At 69.1% G+C, this 15,958-nt stretch carries 17 protein-coding genes; 9 read left to right on the top strand and 8 right to left on the bottom strand.

All coding sequences use genetic code 11. The features are described from left to right. The 4 genes from E8A12_RS03500 to E8A12_RS03485 form a co-directional block, all read left to right on the top strand. Positions 1 to 596 (top strand): flagellar hook-length control protein FliK (locus E8A12_RS03500; protein ID WP_293366366.1); only part of this gene is annotated, 596 nt, incomplete at its 5' end. A 7-nt stretch (positions 597 to 603) separates the two neighbouring features. Next, entirely contained in the window at positions 604 to 1,323 is a 720-nt protein-coding gene (locus E8A12_RS03495; protein ID WP_293366365.1) for a flagellar hook capping FlgD N-terminal domain-containing protein, read from the top strand. A gap of 115 nt (positions 1,324 to 1,438) precedes the next feature. After that, positions 1,439 to 2,803: a flagellar hook protein FlgE gene (locus tag E8A12_RS03490; protein WP_293366364.1), complete on the top strand. Its 1,365-nt coding sequence runs from the start codon at positions 1,439 to 1,441 to the stop codon at positions 2,801 to 2,803. Positions 2,804 to 2,968: 165 nt separating this feature from the next. Next, positions 2,969 to 3,256, top strand: a complete 288-nt coding sequence (locus E8A12_RS03485; RefSeq protein WP_293366363.1) for a DUF1153 domain-containing protein — start codon at positions 2,969 to 2,971, stop codon at positions 3,254 to 3,256. An 84-nt stretch (positions 3,257 to 3,340) separates the two neighbouring features. Here the strand turns inward: E8A12_RS03485 and E8A12_RS03480 are convergent, their stop codons facing one another. Genes E8A12_RS03480 through E8A12_RS03470 form a run of 3 tightly spaced genes read right to left on the bottom strand, consistent with a single transcriptional unit; the run spans position 3,341 to position 4,277 of the window. Then, a complete protein-coding gene (locus E8A12_RS03480) occupies positions 3,341 to 3,538 on the bottom strand; it encodes a DUF2007 domain-containing protein (RefSeq protein ID WP_293366362.1) in 198 nt (65 codons plus the stop codon). Continuing rightward, complete coding sequence (locus tag E8A12_RS03475; RefSeq protein ID WP_293366361.1) at positions 3,538 to 3,936, bottom strand: RusA family crossover junction endodeoxyribonuclease; 399 nt, start codon at positions 3,934 to 3,936, stop codon at positions 3,538 to 3,540. The genes E8A12_RS03480 and E8A12_RS03475 overlap by 1 nt, the downstream gene beginning before the upstream one ends. Positions 3,937 to 3,956: 20 nt before the next feature. Next, on the bottom strand, positions 3,957 to 4,277 hold the full coding sequence (locus E8A12_RS03470) for a YbjQ family protein (protein WP_293366360.1): 321 nt from the start codon (positions 4,275 to 4,277) through the stop codon (positions 3,957 to 3,959). Between the two features lie 119 nt (positions 4,278 to 4,396). Here E8A12_RS03470 and fumC point away from each other — a divergent pair, with 119 nt between their 5' ends. Together fumC and E8A12_RS03460 are read left to right on the top strand one after the other, a co-directional pair. Continuing rightward, positions 4,397 to 5,788 (top strand): class II fumarate hydratase, encoded by a 1,392-nt coding sequence (gene fumC, locus E8A12_RS03465; RefSeq protein ID WP_293366368.1) that lies wholly within the window; start codon positions 4,397 to 4,399, stop codon positions 5,786 to 5,788. Positions 5,789 to 6,063: 275 nt separating this feature from the next. Continuing rightward, positions 6,064 to 6,312, top strand: coding sequence for a hypothetical protein (locus E8A12_RS03460; protein WP_293366359.1), 249 nt, complete (start codon positions 6,064 to 6,066; stop codon positions 6,310 to 6,312). Here the strand turns inward: E8A12_RS03460 and E8A12_RS03455 are convergent. Continuing rightward, the gene (locus E8A12_RS03455; RefSeq protein ID WP_293366367.1) at positions 6,309 to 7,277 is read right to left on the bottom strand and encodes a polyprenyl synthetase family protein; all 969 of its coding nucleotides are present in this window, start codon (positions 7,275 to 7,277) and stop codon (positions 6,309 to 6,311) included. The two genes, E8A12_RS03460 and E8A12_RS03455, sit on opposite strands and share 4 nt — an antisense overlap. Positions 7,278 to 7,453: 176 nt before the next feature. On the opposite strand from E8A12_RS03455, the gene E8A12_RS03450 reads away from it, so the two are divergent. Then, positions 7,454 to 8,212: a methyltransferase domain-containing protein gene (locus tag E8A12_RS03450; protein WP_293366358.1), complete on the top strand. Its 759-nt coding sequence runs from the start codon at positions 7,454 to 7,456 to the stop codon at positions 8,210 to 8,212. Here E8A12_RS03450 and E8A12_RS03445 read toward each other — a convergent pair. Then, positions 8,195 to 9,274, bottom strand: a complete 1,080-nt coding sequence (locus E8A12_RS03445; protein ID WP_293366357.1) for a hypothetical protein — start codon at positions 9,272 to 9,274, stop codon at positions 8,195 to 8,197. The two genes, E8A12_RS03450 and E8A12_RS03445, sit on opposite strands and share 18 nt — an antisense overlap. Positions 9,275 to 9,352: 78 nt before the next feature. Beyond that, positions 9,353 to 9,661, bottom strand: coding sequence for a GNAT family N-acetyltransferase (locus E8A12_RS03440; RefSeq protein WP_293366356.1), 309 nt, complete (start codon positions 9,659 to 9,661; stop codon positions 9,353 to 9,355). 239 nt (positions 9,662 to 9,900) lie between these two features. Between E8A12_RS03440 and rsgA the strand changes: the two genes are divergently transcribed. Both rsgA and E8A12_RS03430 read left to right on the top strand, forming a co-directional pair. Further along, the gene (gene rsgA, locus E8A12_RS03435) at positions 9,901 to 10,980 is read left to right on the top strand and encodes a ribosome small subunit-dependent GTPase A (protein WP_293366355.1); all 1,080 of its coding nucleotides are present in this window, start codon (positions 9,901 to 9,903) and stop codon (positions 10,978 to 10,980) included. Between the two features lie 65 nt (positions 10,981 to 11,045). Then, positions 11,046 to 12,230, top strand: coding sequence for a glycosyltransferase (locus E8A12_RS03430; protein WP_293366354.1), 1,185 nt, complete (start codon positions 11,046 to 11,048; stop codon positions 12,228 to 12,230). A gap of 44 nt (positions 12,231 to 12,274) precedes the next feature. Here E8A12_RS03430 and E8A12_RS03425 read toward each other — a convergent pair whose 3' ends face one another. After that, on the bottom strand, positions 12,275 to 13,141 hold the full coding sequence (locus E8A12_RS03425) for a DUF2189 domain-containing protein (protein ID WP_293366353.1): 867 nt from the start codon (positions 13,139 to 13,141) through the stop codon (positions 12,275 to 12,277). Positions 13,142 to 13,290: 149 nt separating this feature from the next. Further along, positions 13,291 to 15,958, bottom strand: a 2,668-nt coding sequence (locus E8A12_RS03420; protein ID WP_293366352.1) for a S41 family peptidase, incomplete at its 5' end; no start/stop codon positions are given.

The following is a 15,958-nucleotide window of genomic DNA, read 5'->3' as shown; positions in this document are numbered from 1 at the left end:
CCGACGCCGACGAGACCGATCCGGCCGGCGCGACCGATCCGCAGGTCGGCCCGGCGGACAGCGCCCAGGCCGCAGCCGCCGACGCCTCGGCGACCGCCGCCGCCGCGCCGGCCTCCACCGCCGCCGCGGCGATGGCGCAGGCCGCCGCCACCGAAGTGCGCGGCTCACCGCAGACCGTCGCCAACATGGCCGCCCAGATCGTCAACAAGTTGAACGCCCGTTCAAGCCAGTTCGACGTGCAGCTCAATCCCGCCGGCCTTGGCAAGGTGGACGTCCGCATGACGATCGGCGCCGACGGCAAGATGTCGGCGTCCATGTCCTTCGACACGCCGCAGGCGGCCGCCGAGCTGAAAGCCCGCGCCGGCGAACTGCAGCAGGCGATGGAACAGTCCGGCTTCGACCTCTCGGGCGGCATGTCCTTCGACGTGGCCAGCGACAGCGGCCAGGGCGGACAAGCCCAGAACCAACCCCAACCCGACGCCGGCGCGGTGTTCCGCGGGCGCGCCTTCCAGGCTGCGCTCGACACCACTGCCGACGTCGCCCCGCAACTCTCGCTTCGACGCTCGGCGACCTCCGGCGTCGATATCCGGATCTGAGGACAGCATGACGGTCACCACCACCCCGACTACAACGCCGACCACGACGCCGACGACGTCGCCGTCCTCGGCCACGGCCAGCAGCGCGACGCTGCAGGGCCTCGGCAGCCTGGCGGATAACTTCAACACCTTCCTGACGCTGCTTACGACGCAGTTGCAGAACCAGGACCCGACGGCGCCGCTGGACTCGAACCAGTTCACCCAGCAGCTCGTCCAGATGACCGGCGTCGAGCAGCAGTTGAACACCAACAGCCTGCTTCAGACGCTGGTGAACAACACCGCCGGCGGCCTTTCCTCGGCGGTCGGAGTGATCGGCGACACGGTGCGGGCGACCAGCAGCACGGCGACCCTTACCGGCGGCCAGGCGCAGTGGACGTACAACCTGCCGTCCAATGCCGCCGACCTGAAGGTCCAGGTCCTGGACGCCAACAACAACGTCGTGGCCTCAGTGGCTCCGACCAACATGTCGGCCGGCGACCACGCCTTCTCGTGGAACGGGAAGGACCTGAGCGGCGCGCAGTTGCCGGACGGCGGCACCTATACGCTGCAGGTCACGGCCGTCGACGCCAACAACAATTCGATCACCGCGTCCACCTACCAGCAGGGTGTCGTCACCGGCGTCACCCAGACCAACGGCACGACCGAGGTGATGGTCAACGGCACGCCCGTGCCCTGGACCAGCGTGGTCAGCGTCACCCAACCCACAAGCGCGGCGACGGGTTCATGACCCCCGCCCGCTTTTCCCATGAACCCGGACGGCAAAACGCCGTCCCCCGCGACGGCCTAGCGACGCCGATCAGCTCCCGCAGCACGCGCAAACCTAGGAAAGAACGGATAGAACCATGAGCATCAATTCTGCACTGCTCGCCGGGGTTTCAGGCCTGGTGGCCAACTCCTCGGCGCTGGCGGCGATCTCCGACAACATCGCCAACGTCAACACCACCGCCTACAAGCGCAACGAGGTGGATTTCTCCACCATGGTGACGTCGCAGGCCGTTCAGGGCGATTATTCGGCCGGCGGCGTGCAAGGCAACAACCAGCAGTTCGTCAGCCAGCAGGGCCTGATCCAGAGCGCCTCCTCGACGACCGATCTGGCGCTCTCGGGCAACGGCTTCTTCGTGACCAGCACTTCGGCCACCTCGCCAGCTTCGGAATTCACCCGCGCTGGCGACTTCCAGCCCGACGCGAACGGCTTTCTGGTGAACAGCGCCGGCCTCTATCTGCAGGGCTGGCCGGCACAGGCCAACGGCACCTTCGACACCGACCCGTCGGACCTCAGCAAGATCGGCCCGATCAACGTCGCGAACCTCGGCGCCGCCGTCGAGCCGACGGGCAACCTGGGCATCAGCGCCAACCTCGACCAGACCACCGCGGTGGGCGCGGGCGCGGCGACCTACAACGCGGCCACCAACAGCATGGCGCAGTACGCGGCCACCAACGGCGCCTCCGGCACCGCGCCGGACGCTCCGCCGATGGAGCTCAGCGTCATCGACTCGGTCGGTGGCACCCACAAATTCGCGGTGGCCTTCGAAAAGACCAGCACGCCCAACACCTGGAACGCCGAAATCTACGCCGTGCCGGCGACCGATGTGACCTCGACCAACGGCCAGATCGCCGCCGGCCAGGTGGTGTTTAACAACGACGGCTCCATCAACCTGGCCAGCACCACCCTGTTCGGTGCGGCCGGCGCCACGCCGTCCCTCGCACTGGGCGGATCGGGCGGCACGAGCCCGGCCTGGGCCACGAACCTGGGTATCGCCGGCCAGACGCTCAACTTCAACCTCTCGCAGGTCACCCAACTGGCCTCGCCCTCGGTGGTCAATTCGGTCAGCGCCGACGGCGCCACCGCCGGCAACATCGTTGGGGTCCAGGTAGGCGCCGACGGCGTGGTCTCGGCCCTGTTCGACAACAGCCAGGTCCGCAAGATCGCCCAGGTGGCCGTCGCCACCTTCCCCAACCCGGACGGCCTGCAGGCGATCAGCGGCAACGCCTACGGCAGCACCCTTCAGGCGGGCAGCATGACGCTGAAGGTGGCCGGCACGGGCGGCGCCGGGTCCATCGATCCCTCGAGCCTCGAAGCCTCCACGGTCGACCTCTCCACGGAGTTCACCGGGTTGATCACCACTCAGAAAGCCTACTCGGCGTCGTCCAAGATCATCACTACGGCCGACACCATGCTGGACGAACTGATCAACATCATCCGGTAACGACAGTCTTAATTCAGATTAACCGAGTGTGAATTCCACACTGTTCCGAATTAGTACACGAGGAAGAAGATGATTAGAGCTTCGTTCACTAATACGATTCAGCGGCTGTTAGGAGCCGTGTCGTATTGTTCTCATCAACAGTGATGGTGGGAAAGGCGTAAAGCCATGGTTCAGCAACAGCAGACGCGCACGAACAGCCGCGGGGAGTCGTACGTGATCGGCCCCACGGGCGCGCCGTTGACGCTGAGGGATTTGCCGCCGGCGGAAACCGGCCGCTGGGTGATCCGCCGCAAGGCTGAGGTCGTCGCGGCGGTCCGCGGGGGCTTGCTCTCGCTGGAGGACGCGCTTGAACGCTATCGACTGACGTCGGAAGAGTTCCTCGCGTGGCAGCGGTCGATCGACCGCCACGGTCTTGCGGGTCTCCGCACGACGCGCCTTCAACAGTACCGCTGAGCCCCTCAGACTTCCCCGGATGGGGATATCAGCGACGACGCGGCCGCGCCCCTTGCAGGGCGCGGCCGTTTCCCGTTCCGCGCCCTAACGCAAGTCCCGGTCCACCTCGGCGATCAGTCTTCGCGCCTGGGCGGCCTCATCGTCCGGGACCTGAAGCCGGCTCGGCAGCACGCCGGGATAGGCCGAGGCCTCCACCAGCACGGGATGCAGGTCGGCGGATTCCAGCAGGCTCTTGAGATAGCTGATCCGCACCACGTCGGTGGTCTTCACCAATTCGATCATCAACGCACCTCGCCGGGCCGGTTAAGCGGCGACGGGCCGCCGTCAGAAAGCTTACGCACGACGACGGTGATGCGCTCGCGCTCACCGCCGGCGCGTTCCACCAGGAGGCGCGCCACCTGGGCGTCGTCGTGGAAGGCGTAGCCCTTGATGGCGTCGAGGATCGCCTTGGCCAGGTTATCGAGGTCGAGCCAGGGCGGGTCGCCGACATATTCCATGCGGATCTCCACGGCGAACTCGCCCCAGGCCGGCCGCGCGCCACGCCAAGCCTTGCGGAAGAACTCGTAGATCAGGGGCTTGTAGTACTTGGCCTGGGTGGTCAGGCCGTCCACGACCACCTCCAGGACGCCGTCCGCCTCGCGGGCGCGCACCTTGCCGTGCTGGGTCCAGGCCTCGTCCACGATGTGCGGTCGGGCCGCGGCTAGGCCCGCTCGGCCTTGACCGCGGTGCCGTAGGCCAAGACCTCGGTGATGCCTTCCATGATCTCGTTGGCGTCGTAGCGCATGCCGATCACCGCGTCCGCGCCGGCGCGGCGGGCGTGGTCAACCATCAGGTCCAGCGCCTCCTGGCGGGCGTGTTCGGCCAGCTCGGTGTAGATCGACAGGTTGCCGCCGAAGATCGACTGCAGGCCGCCGGCGAAATTGCCGATCACGCTGCGCGAGCGGACTGTGACGCCGCGGACCAGGCCGATATGGCTGGTGATCCTGTAGCCGGGAAGGTCGTTGGTGGTGGCGACGAGCATGGGTCGGGGCTCCGAGCTGGACACCCATCTATACCGTCGGGTCCGGAGCTGCGCCACGCCCGTTGCCGCTGGCGGCCCGGGCGGCTAGACCCGCCGCATCGCCAGCCGGAATGACCATGATGACCGCCACACGCACCGAGACCGACACCTTCGGCCCCATCGAGGTCGCCGCCGACCGCTACTGGGGCGCCCAGACCCAGCGCAGCCTGCAGAACTTCAAGATCGGCTGGGAGAAGCAGCCGATCCCCGTGGTCAAGGCGCTGGGCGTGGTCAAGCGCGCCGCGGCCGAGGCCAACATGGCGCTGGGCAAGCTGGATCCGGCGATCGGCGAGGTCATCGTCGCGGCCGCCCAGGAGGTCATCGACGGCAAGCTCGACGACCACTTCCCGCTGGTGGTCTGGCAGACCGGGTCCGGCACCCAGTCGAACATGAACGCCAACGAGGTGATCTCGAACCGCGCCATCGAGATGCTGGGCGGGGTGATGGGATCGAAAACGCCCGTGCACCCCAACGACCACGTCAACATGAGCCAGTCATCCAACGACACCTATCCGACGGCCATGCACATCGCCTGCGCCGAGGAGGTGGCCCGCAGCGTGATGCCCGCGCTGGAGCACCTGCACGCGGCGCTGAAGAAGAAGTCCGAGCAGTTCGATCACATCATCAAGATCGGCCGCACCCACACCCAGGACGCCACGCCGCTTACGCTGGGTCAGGAGTTCGGCGGCTATGCGCACCAGACGGCCATGTCGACGCGCCGGCTGAAGGAGACGCTCTACGGCCTCTATGAGCTGGCGCAGGGCGGCACGGCGGTGGGCACCGGCCTGACCGCGCCGGTGGGCTTCGCCGAGAAGGTGGCCGAGCGGATCGCGGCGATCACCCGCCTGCCTTTCGTCACCGCGCCCAACAAGTTCGAGGCGCTCGCCGCCCACGACGCGATGGTGTTCAGCCACGGGGCGCTGACGGCGACGGCCGCGGCCCTGTTCAAGATCGCCAACGACATCCGCTATCTGGGCTCAGGTCCCCGCGCCGGTCTGGGCGAGCTGTCGCTGCCGGAGAACGAGCCGGGGTCGTCGATCATGCCGGGCAAGGTCAATCCGACCCAAGCCGAGGCTCTGACCATGGTCTGCGCCCATGTGATGGGCAACCAGACGGCCATCGGCTTCGCCGGCAGTCAGGGCCAGTTCGAGCTCAACGTCTACAACCCGGTGATGGCCTACAACTTCCTGCAGTCCTGCCGCCTGCTGGCCGACGCCTCGATCAGCTTCACCGACAAAATGGTGGTCGGCATCGAAGCGCGGACCGACAACATCGCCGCCAATCTGGAACGCTCGCTGATGCTGGTGACGGCGCTGAAGGAGCACATCGGCTACGACAAGGCCGCCAAGATCGCCAAGACCGCCCACGCCAACGGCACGACGCTGCGCGAGGAGGCCGTCGGCGGCGGCTATGTGACCAACGAGGAATTCGACGCCTGGGTCCGGCCGGAGGACATGATCCACCCGGGCTGAGGCCGTGGTCGGCATGGCGCCGGGACGGCTGTAGGCCTCCCGTCGGGGAATGATGCCGAATGTCACCATCAGCTCAGCCAACCTGATCTCCGCCGCGTGCGGATTCGCCCTGGGCGCCTGGCGTTCCTGCGCGAGCGTTGGAGGTGGGCGGCGCTGTTCACCGTTCTCACCATCGCCCTGGTCTTGGAAGGTCTGTGGCGCGGCCGAAAGAGCTCGACCTAGCGCGCCGCATCCTATCGGTTGACGGGACTCGCCGCGCGGCGCCTGGGTGGGTCATGGCCAGTGAAACCGTCTACATCCTGCAAACCTACGTCGCCGGGCGCGGCAAGGCGCTGAAGGCCGAGCAGCAGGTGGGCTGCAAGACCGCCGAAGAGGCGCGCCGCAAGGCGGAACGACTGGCGCCCTTGCGACTTGGCGTCGTGGCGTTCTCGGCCACCGCCGACACCGAACTTGGCGACTATGACGAGAACCCGGTGATCCTGTTCCGGTCCGGCCAGCTGCCGCACCCGTTCAGCGAACTCTAGGCTGTCCGGGCCACGGCGACGTCGGCCAGGTCTTCCAGGGCCGGTCGCCAGGGGTTGGCGCCGAAGTCGGCGAGGGCGGCCTTGGCGCTCAGGGCATAGCCTGCGGCGAGCTCCAGGGTCGACTGCAGGGCGCCCGTGGCGCGCATCAGCTCGCAGGTCCGGTCGAAGTCGGCGTCGGTCTGGTCCCGGCGGTCGACCGTGCGGATCCAGAACTCCCGCTCGGCCGGGCCGGTGCGGGCCATGACCAGCAGCAGCGGCAGGGTCGCCTTGCCTTCGCGGAAGTCGTCGCCGGGGTTCTTGCCCAGGGTGTCGCTGTCGCCCGAGTAGTCGAGGGCGTCGTCGACCAGCTGGAAGGCCAGGCCCAGGTCCTGGCCGTATTTCCGTAGGGCCCGGCAACGCTCCGGCGAGGCGCCGGCGCTGACCGCGCCGGACTCGGCGGCTGCGGCGAACAGCTCGGCGGTCTTGGCGCGGATGATCTCCAGATAGACCTCCTGACTGAGGTCCAGGTCGTGGGCGCGGGTGAGCTGCAGCACCTCGCCCTCGGCGATCACGCGGGATGCGCGGGCCAGGATCTCCAACGCCGGCATGGAGCCCGCCCCGACCATCAGCTCGAAGGCCCGGGCGAACAGGAAGTCGCCGACCAGCACGCTGGAGGGCGCGCCCCAGATCAGGTGCGCGGCGACCCGGCCGCGGCGCAACTGGGAGGAATCCACCACATCATCGTGCAGCAGGGTGGCGGTGTGGATGAACTCCACCGCCGCGGCCAGCTTCAGGCAGGCGTCGTCGCGAGCGCCGGCCAGCCGCGCGGCGGCGACGGTGAGCAACGGACGCAGGCGCTTGGCGGAGCCGGCGATCAGGTGGTCGGCGAGCGCCGGGATCACCGGCACGGGGCTATCCATGTGCCGGCGGATCAGGGCGTCGACCGCGGCCATGTCCGGGCGCGCGAGCATCAGCAGCGCGTCCAGCGACGGCGGCTTTTCGGCGATGGCGGGGCGGGTGGCGACGGCCAAGCGGGTGCTGACTCCAGGCGGATTCGACGGGCTCAGGGAGACTGGCCGCCGTTGCGAGGGACAATGGTGACGCGATAGGGCACGGTCAAGCGCACCCGCCTTGCAGAACCCGTTACCTTAGGTCACGAACCATGGACGAGACCACCGAAGACCGCGTCCTCGACGGGCGCGTGCGGCTGCGCCAGCCGGAGCGGGGCTATCGCGCCGGGCTCGACGCGGCCTTGCTGGCGGCCGCCTGCGACGCCGGCGAGGGCGCACGGGTGATCGAGGCGGGCTGCGGCGCGGGAGGCGCGCTCCTGGCGGCGGCGGCGCGGCGGGCAGGCGCGCGATTTGTCGGCATCGAGCGCGATCCCAAGGCCGCGGCGCTCGCGCAACAAAACATCGCGCTGAACGGCATGGCCGACCGGGTCGAGGTGCGGGAGGGCGACGTGGCCCTGCGCTTCTCGGGCCTGGGTCTGGAGCCCTTCGACGCGGCGATGGCCAACCCGCCATTCTTCGACGACCCCGATTCCCTGCGCGGGCCCGCCGCCGAACGGCGCGGCGCGTGGATGGCCGACGACGGGCTGGAGGCCTGGATTGGGTTCCTCACCAAGGCGGTGCGCGAGGGCGGGACGATCACGCTGATCCACCGCGCCGACCGGCTGGACGACATACTGGCCCTGCTGGCAGCCAAGGCGGGCTCGGTGCAGATCCGCCCGGTGCAGCCCTTCGCCGACGAGCCGGCCAAGCGGGTGGTGGTGCGCGCGGTGAAGACCGGCAAGGCGCCGCTGCGCCTGCTGCCGGCGCTGGTGCTGCACGACCGCGAAGGCGGCAAGCATACGGCCGAGACCGAGGCGATCCTGCGGGGCCAGGCGGCCCTCGCCTGGCTCTCGCTAGTTCGCCCCGCCTGACTTGGGCGCGGCGGCGCCCTTGGCTTCGGCGGCGCGCACGCCCTGCATGATGTCGACCAGCGCGTAGTTGCCCTCGTGGCAGGCGTATTCGTAGACCTGCCCGGGGATGGCGTTCAGGCTCATCTCCGCGCGCCAGGGCCTGGTGTAGTAGACCGGGTCTTCCACCGTGAATTCGTAGTAGATCTGCTTGGCCGAGGCGCGGGTGAGACGCTCCGTGATTCTGGCCTTGGGGGTCAGGAAGATCGGGCCGGCGCGGCCCTGTTCGGCGTTCACGTTGACGGTCTCGATGACCAAGGTGTCGCCCTCCCACCAGGCGACCGGATCGCCCAGCCAGAGCTGCAGCGCCGGCGAGCCGTGCGCGGCCTGGGCCGTCGCCTTGTCCTTGAACAGCGGGATGGTCCGCGCGTCGTGGATCATCTCCGAGACGATGACGATCGCGCCGGGCGTCTGCAGGATCTGGTAGTTGGAGTTGTAGATGTTGTTGAGCATCCCCGGGCCGCCGGAGCCGCGCGAGCCGATTATGCAGCGGTCCCAGGGGTCGAAGCTCTCGGGGTCGGAGGGCGTCTCGGCAAGGCGCGTATGCTGGCGGGCCTGGGCGACGAGCTTCCGGCCGGCCTCCGTAAACGGCAGCTGACCGTCCGCCGGATCGACGATCCAGGAGGTGCGGTACTCGCCCTTCACCTCGCCATAGGCGCTGCCGGAATCGAGCCAGAAGGCGTTGTAGCCACCGGGGTCGCCGACCGCGGGGGCGCCTTGGGCGGCGTCGACGGGCGCGGCGTCGGCGGCCTTGCGGTGAACCAGCGGATCGGAGCTTGCGAGCTTCTTGGCTTCCTCGGGCGTGAGGACCAGCTTGCCCATGCCGGGTGGGCGGGTGAGCTTGGTCACCGAGGCGTTGGTCCAGGCCCCGGAGAGGTCGAGATGCCCGTCGGCGGCGCGCGGCGGGCCCGCGGCTGGGGGCGCCGCGAGGGCGGGCGCAGCCAGCGTGAGGGCGCAGGCCAGGATCAACAGCAGTTCAGCGGTCTTGCGAATGGGTCTTGCCTCCGGTCGGCCGGAATAGTCCACCGCCGACGGCTCGGCGCAAGCCTTAGAAATCGCCCCGCGGCGCAGGATCTCCCGGCGCCCGCATCCTGGGCGCCCCGCCTAAAGCCCCAGCCGTTCGCGGTAGGTCTCGTCCACCAGAGGGTGCCATTCGGGATGGCGTTTGATGTAGCCGGCAATGAACGGGCAGCTGGGCTTGACCGTCAGGCCGTGTTCGCGGGCGTAGCTGAGCGCCGCCGTCGCCAGGGCCGAGCCGACGCCGCGGCCCTCGAAGGCCGCCGGCACTTGGGTGTGGGGAAGGACCATCGAGCCGCCATGCAGGACGTATTCGGCGAAAGCCGTCTCGCCATCGAGATAGGCTTCGAAGCGATGGGTCTGTTCGTTCATGACGACGGGCGGCGTCTCGGCCATGGCGGGTCCTCTCCAAGCGCCCTTCTTGACCCAGGCGCGAGCGGAGGCCAAGGTCCGCGCCGCACGTGCGCAAACGCTCGAACGGAGGAGGCTCAGATATGACACCCATTGCCGCAGCCCTTCGTCGCGCCGCCGCGCCCGCTGCCTAGACGGCAGCCGATCCTCCCTTCCTGACAGACGGGGTTTCCGCGGGGCGACGCCTGGATCGGCTTCCCACCCTCACAGACGGAAACACGAAATTGCTCAGCACCTATGGCTGGAGCGAGACGCTTCAGCACGACTTCGAACCCTTCGCGGCGCAGGGCCTGGTCCCGGCCCGCATCCTCGTCCAGCAGCGCAGCCTCTACCGGCTGGTCGCCGAGACCGGCGAACTGGAGGGCCGCATCTCCGGCCGTTTCGCCCACGAGGCGGCGGATGGCGGCTACCCGGTCACTGGAGACTGGGTGGCGGTCGAGCTCAAGGACGGGATCGCGGTGATCGCCGCGGTCCTGCCGCGCTCGACGGCCTTCACCCGCATGGCGGCCGGCACCGCCAAGGACATACAGGTGGTGGCGGCCAACGTCGACGTGGCCCTGCTGGCCGCCTCGCTGAACGCCGACCTCAACCTGCGCCGCCTGGAACGCTATCTGGCCACCGCCTACGAGAGCGGGGCCGAGCCGGTGATCCTGCTCACCAAAGCCGACGTCTGCGCCGACCCGGACCCGTTGATTGAGAGCGTGCGCGGCATCGCCTCGGGCGTCCTGGTGCTGGCGATCTCAGTGCGCACCGGCCAGGGGCTGGCGGAGCTCTCCGCTCGGCTCGCCCCCGGCAAGACCGCGGTGCTGCTGGGCTCCTCCGGCGTGGGCAAGTCCACCCTGGTCAATGCGCTGGCGGGCGTCGAGCGGATGGCCACCAAGGAGGTCCGCGAGGACGATGCGCGGGGGCGGCACACCACCACCCACCGCGAACTGATCCTGCTGCCCTCGGGCGCGCTGATCCTCGACACGCCGGGCATGCGCGAGCTGGCGCTATGGGACGCCGAGGCTGGGGTCGCGGCGGCCTTCGCGGAGACAACAGCGGAGGTGGAACTGCTGGCGCAGGACTGCCGCTTCCGCGACTGCGCCCACGACAAGGAGCCCGGCTGCGCCGTGCAGGCCGCGCTGGCCGACGGCCGCCTGGACCCCGAGCGTTGGCGCAGCTTCCAGAAGCTGCATCGCGAACTGGCCCACGGGGTCCGCCGCGAGGACCCCATCGCCCGCGAGGCCGAGCGCAAACGCTGGGCCTCCGTCACCAAGGCGGGCCGCGAACGCTCCCGCTCCAAGCGCGAGGTGGACGACTAGGCGCGACGGCGGTTCGGCCGGCGAATCCGCCTATCGTGGGCGTCTGAAACCGAGCGGACCGCCGAATGCGTATCCTGATCATGAAGGGCCAGTCGCAATACGGCGGCACGCGCCTCTTCGCCGACCTGGCGGCCCAGGCCTTCCAGCGTCGTGGCCACGAGGTCGATATCCTCGACCTCGGCGCGACGGACAACGGCGGCATGCTGATCCTGGCCCACGCCCAGACGTCGGGACCGGTCGACCTGATCTTCACGATCAACATCTGCGGCGAGTTCATCGACAGCGCCGGACGGCGCCTCACCGACCTCTACGGCGGCGCGCCGCACGTGATCTGGCACGTCGACTATGTGCTCGGTCAGGGCGAACGACTGAGGGCCACGCCGTCCAACACGGCGGTTCTGGTCGTCGACCCGACCCAGGCAGACGCCGTGCGCGCGATCTACGGCGTCGGCCGCTTCAAATACCTGGGCTTCTTTCCACACCCGGCGGTGGGCTCGGCCACGCCGGATGACGCCACCGCCGCCGAGTTCGCCGAGCGACGGCCGATCCAGGTCCTGTGGTCGGGCAGCTTCCAGCAGCCGGAGGCGGAGCGCTGGATGGGCGTCCAGGGCGCGGCGCGCGAGGTGATGCAAGAGGCGCTGGACATGGCCCTAGCTGTCGAGTGGGTCCCGCCGCATCAGGCCCTGGACGCCGTCCTGCGGGCCCGCGGCCTCGACCTGGCCAACCCGGCGATCCGCGGCGCCCGCGAAGCGGCGGCCCTGGTGCATACGCAGGTGCGCACGACCCGTCGCTTCGAATTCCTCAAGGCCGTAGCCGAGTCCGGCGTGCCGCTGCACATCGTCGGCGCCGGCTGGGAGAACCAGCTCGACCGCTTCAAGAACGTCACGTTTGAGGGGCCGGTGGAGATGACCCGGATGGCTGAGCTGATGGCCCAGTCGCGCGTCGTGCTGAACACCAACGTCAACTTCGGCGCCGGCTCCCACGAGCGACCTTTCTCCGCCTCCCTGGCCGGCGCGGCGACCTTCTCCGACTTCAGCCGCTACTACGCCCAGGTCTTCCAGCCCGGAAAGACCATCGAGCTCTTCTACTGGCGTGACCTCAAGGGCGGCATGGAGAAGCTGAAGGCCCTCGCCAGCGACCCCGAGCGCGCGTTCGAATATGCCCGCGGCGCCAAGGCAACCACGCTCGCCGGCCACACCTGGGACCAGCGCATCGACCTCATCCTGCAGGCCGGCGAAGCCGTACGCTGACCGTCGACCGGCCCTCTCGCCCGAAGCGGGAGGGAGAAGCGGCGCTATGCGACCGCCTTGCGGTAGAGGTGCCAGCTGGCGTGTCCCAGGACCGGGACCACGAAGATCAGGCCGACCAAGGCCGGGATAGAGCCCAGGACCAGGGCGCCGGCCACCACCAAGCCCCAGAGCGCCATGATCCCGGGATTGGTCGCCACGACCTTCAGCGACGTCTTGATCGCCGTCCACAGGCCCACATCTCGGTCCAATAGCAGGGGCACCGTCACCACGCCGATGGCGAAGGACAGGGCGGCGAACAGGAAGCCCACGCCGACGCCAGCGGCGATCAGCGTCCCGCCGGCCTGGGTCCAGAAGACGTTATGCGAGAAGGCGCGGACGGTCGGCGGGGCGGCCGGGCCCATGATCGCCAGGTTCAGTTCATAGGCCGCCCCGAGCCAGAGGCCGAACAGGGCCAGGAGGATGACGCCCATCCCGATGATCGAGCCCAGCGCCGGCGAGCGCAGCACCCCGAAGGCGTCGAGCCAATTGACCTTCTCGCCCAACTCGCGCCGGCGGCTCATCTCATAGAGGCCGACCGCGGCCACGGGGCCGACGATGGCGAAGCCGGAGGCGAGCGGGAACAGCATCGGCAAAAGGTCATAGCTGAACGCCAGCCGGGCCATCAGCAGGCCGGCCACCGGATAGATGATGCCGATGAAGAGGATGTCGTCGCGCAGCGCGCCCAAGTCCTCGGTTCCCTTGCGCAGGGCGTCCCACAGGTCCGCCGCGGCGACCTTGCGCACCTGCGGGACCGCCTGGCCGGCGTGCCGCTCAGGGTGGGGGATCAACCGGCCGCCGACGTCGGAGACGCCCCAGCTCAGCTTCTCGAGGAAGTATTCGAACGGGTTTTCGATGTGGTTTTCAGACGCCATGCGCGACCTCCCGGGTCATTAGCCTGGGGTATGGCCTCTCGTGCGCGATGTCGCTCCGGCCGGTCGCGCACGGCGGACCACAACCCAGAGATTGGGTTCAGGCTAGCACGGAAACCGCCCGCCGTCGCGTTTGGGTCCGAAGCGCGGGCTCAGGGCTTCGCCGGCTTCAGCGGATAGACCGGATAGGCGGGCCGCGTCGGTGGCGTCACCGGCCCCAGCTTCTGCAGCGCCAGCGTCACCGCCGCCTCGAGCTGCGGATCGTGGCCGGCGGCGACGGCCTTGGGGTCCTGTTCCACGACCACATCGGGGTCGACGCCGTGGTTCTCCACATCCCAGGTCCCGGCCGGCGAGAAGAAGCCCACGTCCGGCGAGGTCACTTGGCCGCCGTCCATCAGGGGCGGCATGCCGCTGATGCCGACGAGGCCGCCCCAGGTACGCTTGCCGACCAGGGGACCCAGCTGGTTATGCTTGAACATCCACGGCAGGGCGTCGCCGCCTGAGCCGGAGACCTCGTTGGCGATCATCACCTTGGGCCCGAGGATCGAGGCGGCCGGCGTTCGCTCGATGGCGCCGTAGCGCGGCGACCAATAACCCTGCAGGCGCCGGCTCAGCACCTCGATGACGTAATCGGCCATCTGGCCGCCGCCGTTGAAACGCTCGTCGACCACCACGCCTTGCTTGTCGGTCTGGGCGAAGTAGTAGCGGTTGAAGCTGGTGAAGCCGCCGCCGCCTGTGTCGGGCAGGTAGACGTAGGCGAGCTTGCCGCCGGACAGCTGATCCACCTTGCGGCGGTTGCCGTCGATCCAGTCGAGATTGCGCAGGCGCGCCTCGCTGGCGATCGGCACGACCGTCACCTCGCGGACGGGCGCCGAACCGCTGGCCACGCCGATCGTCACCGCCTTGCCGGCCGTGCCCTCCAGGGGTTGCTGGATGTCCGTCGCCGCGGTCAGCGGCTGGCCGTTGATGGCGGTGATGCAGTCGCCCTCGTGGATGTTCAAGCCCGGCTGGGCGAGCGGGGCCTTGGCGTCCGGCGACCAGGCGCCGCCGGAGTAGATCTTGGCGAGGCACCACTTGCCGCCTTCGATCTTGTAGTCAGCGCCCAGCAGCCCGCCGGAGACCTTCTGCGCCGCCGGGATGGCGCCGCCGGAGCCACGCAGGTGGCCGACGGAGAAGCCGGTCAGCATCTCCTGGAAAATGTAGTTCAGGTCCGAGCGCGACTGGATGGCGGCGACGTACGGCGCCAGCCGCTTTTCCGCCGCCACCGTGTCGAAGCCGTGGAAGTTGGGGTCGTAGAACGAGGCGCGCTCGATGCGCCAGACCTCGTGGTACATCTGCGCCCACTCGGCCGGCGGGTCGACGCGGACCTGCAGGCCGTCGAAGGCCAGCGCAGTGTCCTCGGCCTTGGGCGGCGGCGCGCCCGGCGCTTTCGGCGTGGCCGGCACGACACTGTAGTGCGGGTGCGGCGGGCCGCTGGGCGGCGCATCCGGCGACGGCGACTTCACCTCGGCCAGCAGCACCTTCTCCCCGTCGGCGGTGATCTGAAAGTCGGCGAGGTGCTCGGCGATGGTCTCGGTCTTGCGGTCTTCCAGGTTGAAGCGCTTCAGCGTCCCGTCGGGGCCGGTGGCGTTGGGATCCGTGGCGCCGGGGTCGGCGAGCCAGAAGACCATGCCGGGCTTGCCGGCAGCCAGGTTGGTCAGCGGTCCCGCCGGGATCGGCAGGGCCACAGTGCGTTCGCCGATCGCCCCCAGGCTCATGCCCGCCAGGTCGACGACGGTGGCCTTGGGCGCGGTCGGCGGAGGCGGGGTGGTAGGCTTGGTCTTGGCGTCCTTCTTGGCCTCCCCGGCCTGGCCGGCCGGGGTCTTGTCGGCGTCCTCCTTGGCCTTCTCGCGGGTCTCGGCCACCGACTTCTCGTCGTCGCTCTCCGGGGCGGTGGGCGAGGCGGTCGCCGCGGCCAGGCTGATCGCATAGACCGCACGGGTCGGACGGTAGAGGTCGCTGGTCATGTCCAGCTGGTGCTGGGCCATGCCGGCGTTGTTGCTACCCAGGAAGTAGAGGTACTTGCCGTTGCGGTCGAAGGCTGGGTCGCGGGCGTCGCCCATCGGATCGGTGACTGGGAACGAACGTCCCGTCTCCGTCGAATAGAGCAGCACCGAGTGCAGGTGGTTGGGCATGTAGCGCACCCAGGCCAGCCACTTGGAATCCGGCGACCAGCTCAGGCCGTGGGTCTGGTCGGTGAAGCCGCCCCAGTAGTCCGGCTCGCCGGTCTGGCTAAGCTTGCCGCTCGCCAAATCGAGCACCCAGGTGCGCAGGTGGTTGTCGCTGAAAGCGATCTTTTTGGAGTCCGGCGACCAGACCTGATGGAAATAGTACGCAGCCTCCGGCGCCAGCGGATAGGCCTTGGGCTTGCCCTCCCCGGTCTGCGATGCGACGTGCAGGGCGTAGAGCCCGCTGGCGTCGGAGAAGTAGGCCACCGACTGGCCGTCCGGGCTCCACGACGGCTCGCGCTCCATGACGCCCGGCGTGTTGGTGAGGTTGCGGATCGGGCCCTTCTTCACCGGCACGGTGAGGATTTCGCCATGCGCCTCGACAGCGGCGCGCAGGCCGGTCGGCGAGACCGAGACATTGACCACCTCGTCGCCGACCTTGGCGATGCGGGCGCGGACGTCGGGCATGTCGCCGGTGACGTCGACGCTGACCGGCTTCGGCTCCCCGCCGGGTTCGAGGGTGTAGAGCTCACCCAGCCGGTCGAAGACCAGGGTCTGGCCGTCGCTGGAGAGGGAACGGATCTCTGGCCCGGTGTTCCTGTAGACCAGGGTC

This window comes from Phenylobacterium sp. (assembly GCF_004799395.1).
Taxonomy (GTDB): domain Bacteria; phylum Pseudomonadota; class Alphaproteobacteria; order Caulobacterales; family Caulobacteraceae; genus Phenylobacterium.
Note: the sequence above shows the minus strand (reverse complement) of the source record. Positions and strands in the feature narration are given on the sequence as shown.

What these genes read in the sequence shown, in the direction of transcription:
- E8A12_RS03485 (WP_293366363.1), top strand. Translation starts at nt 2,969, where the DNA reads ATGGTTCAGCAACAGCAGACGCGCACGAACAGCCGCGGGGAGTCGTAC.
- E8A12_RS03440 (WP_293366356.1), bottom strand. Translation starts at nt 9,661, where the DNA reads ATGGCCGAGACGCCGCCCGTCGTCATGAACGAACAGACCCATCGCTTC.
- E8A12_RS03430 (WP_293366354.1), top strand. Translation starts at nt 11,046, where the DNA reads ATGCGTATCCTGATCATGAAGGGCCAGTCGCAATACGGCGGCACGCGC.
- E8A12_RS03480 (WP_293366362.1), bottom strand. Translation starts at nt 3,538, where the DNA reads ATGATCGAATTGGTGAAGACCACCGACGTGGTGCGGATCAGCTATCTC.
- fumC (WP_293366368.1), top strand. Translation starts at nt 4,397, where the DNA reads ATGACCGCCACACGCACCGAGACCGACACCTTCGGCCCCATCGAGGTC.
- E8A12_RS03490 (WP_293366364.1), top strand. Translation starts at nt 1,439, where the DNA reads ATGAGCATCAATTCTGCACTGCTCGCCGGGGTTTCAGGCCTGGTGGCC.
- E8A12_RS03460 (WP_293366359.1), top strand. Translation starts at nt 6,064, where the DNA reads ATGGCCAGTGAAACCGTCTACATCCTGCAAACCTACGTCGCCGGGCGC.
- E8A12_RS03450 (WP_293366358.1), top strand. Translation starts at nt 7,454, where the DNA reads ATGGACGAGACCACCGAAGACCGCGTCCTCGACGGGCGCGTGCGGCTG.
- E8A12_RS03470 (WP_293366360.1), bottom strand. Translation starts at nt 4,277, where the DNA reads ATGCTCGTCGCCACCACCAACGACCTTCCCGGCTACAGGATCACCAGC.
- E8A12_RS03495 (WP_293366365.1), top strand. Translation starts at nt 604, where the DNA reads ATGACGGTCACCACCACCCCGACTACAACGCCGACCACGACGCCGACG.
- E8A12_RS03425 (WP_293366353.1), bottom strand. Translation starts at nt 13,141, where the DNA reads ATGGCGTCTGAAAACCACATCGAAAACCCGTTCGAATACTTCCTCGAG.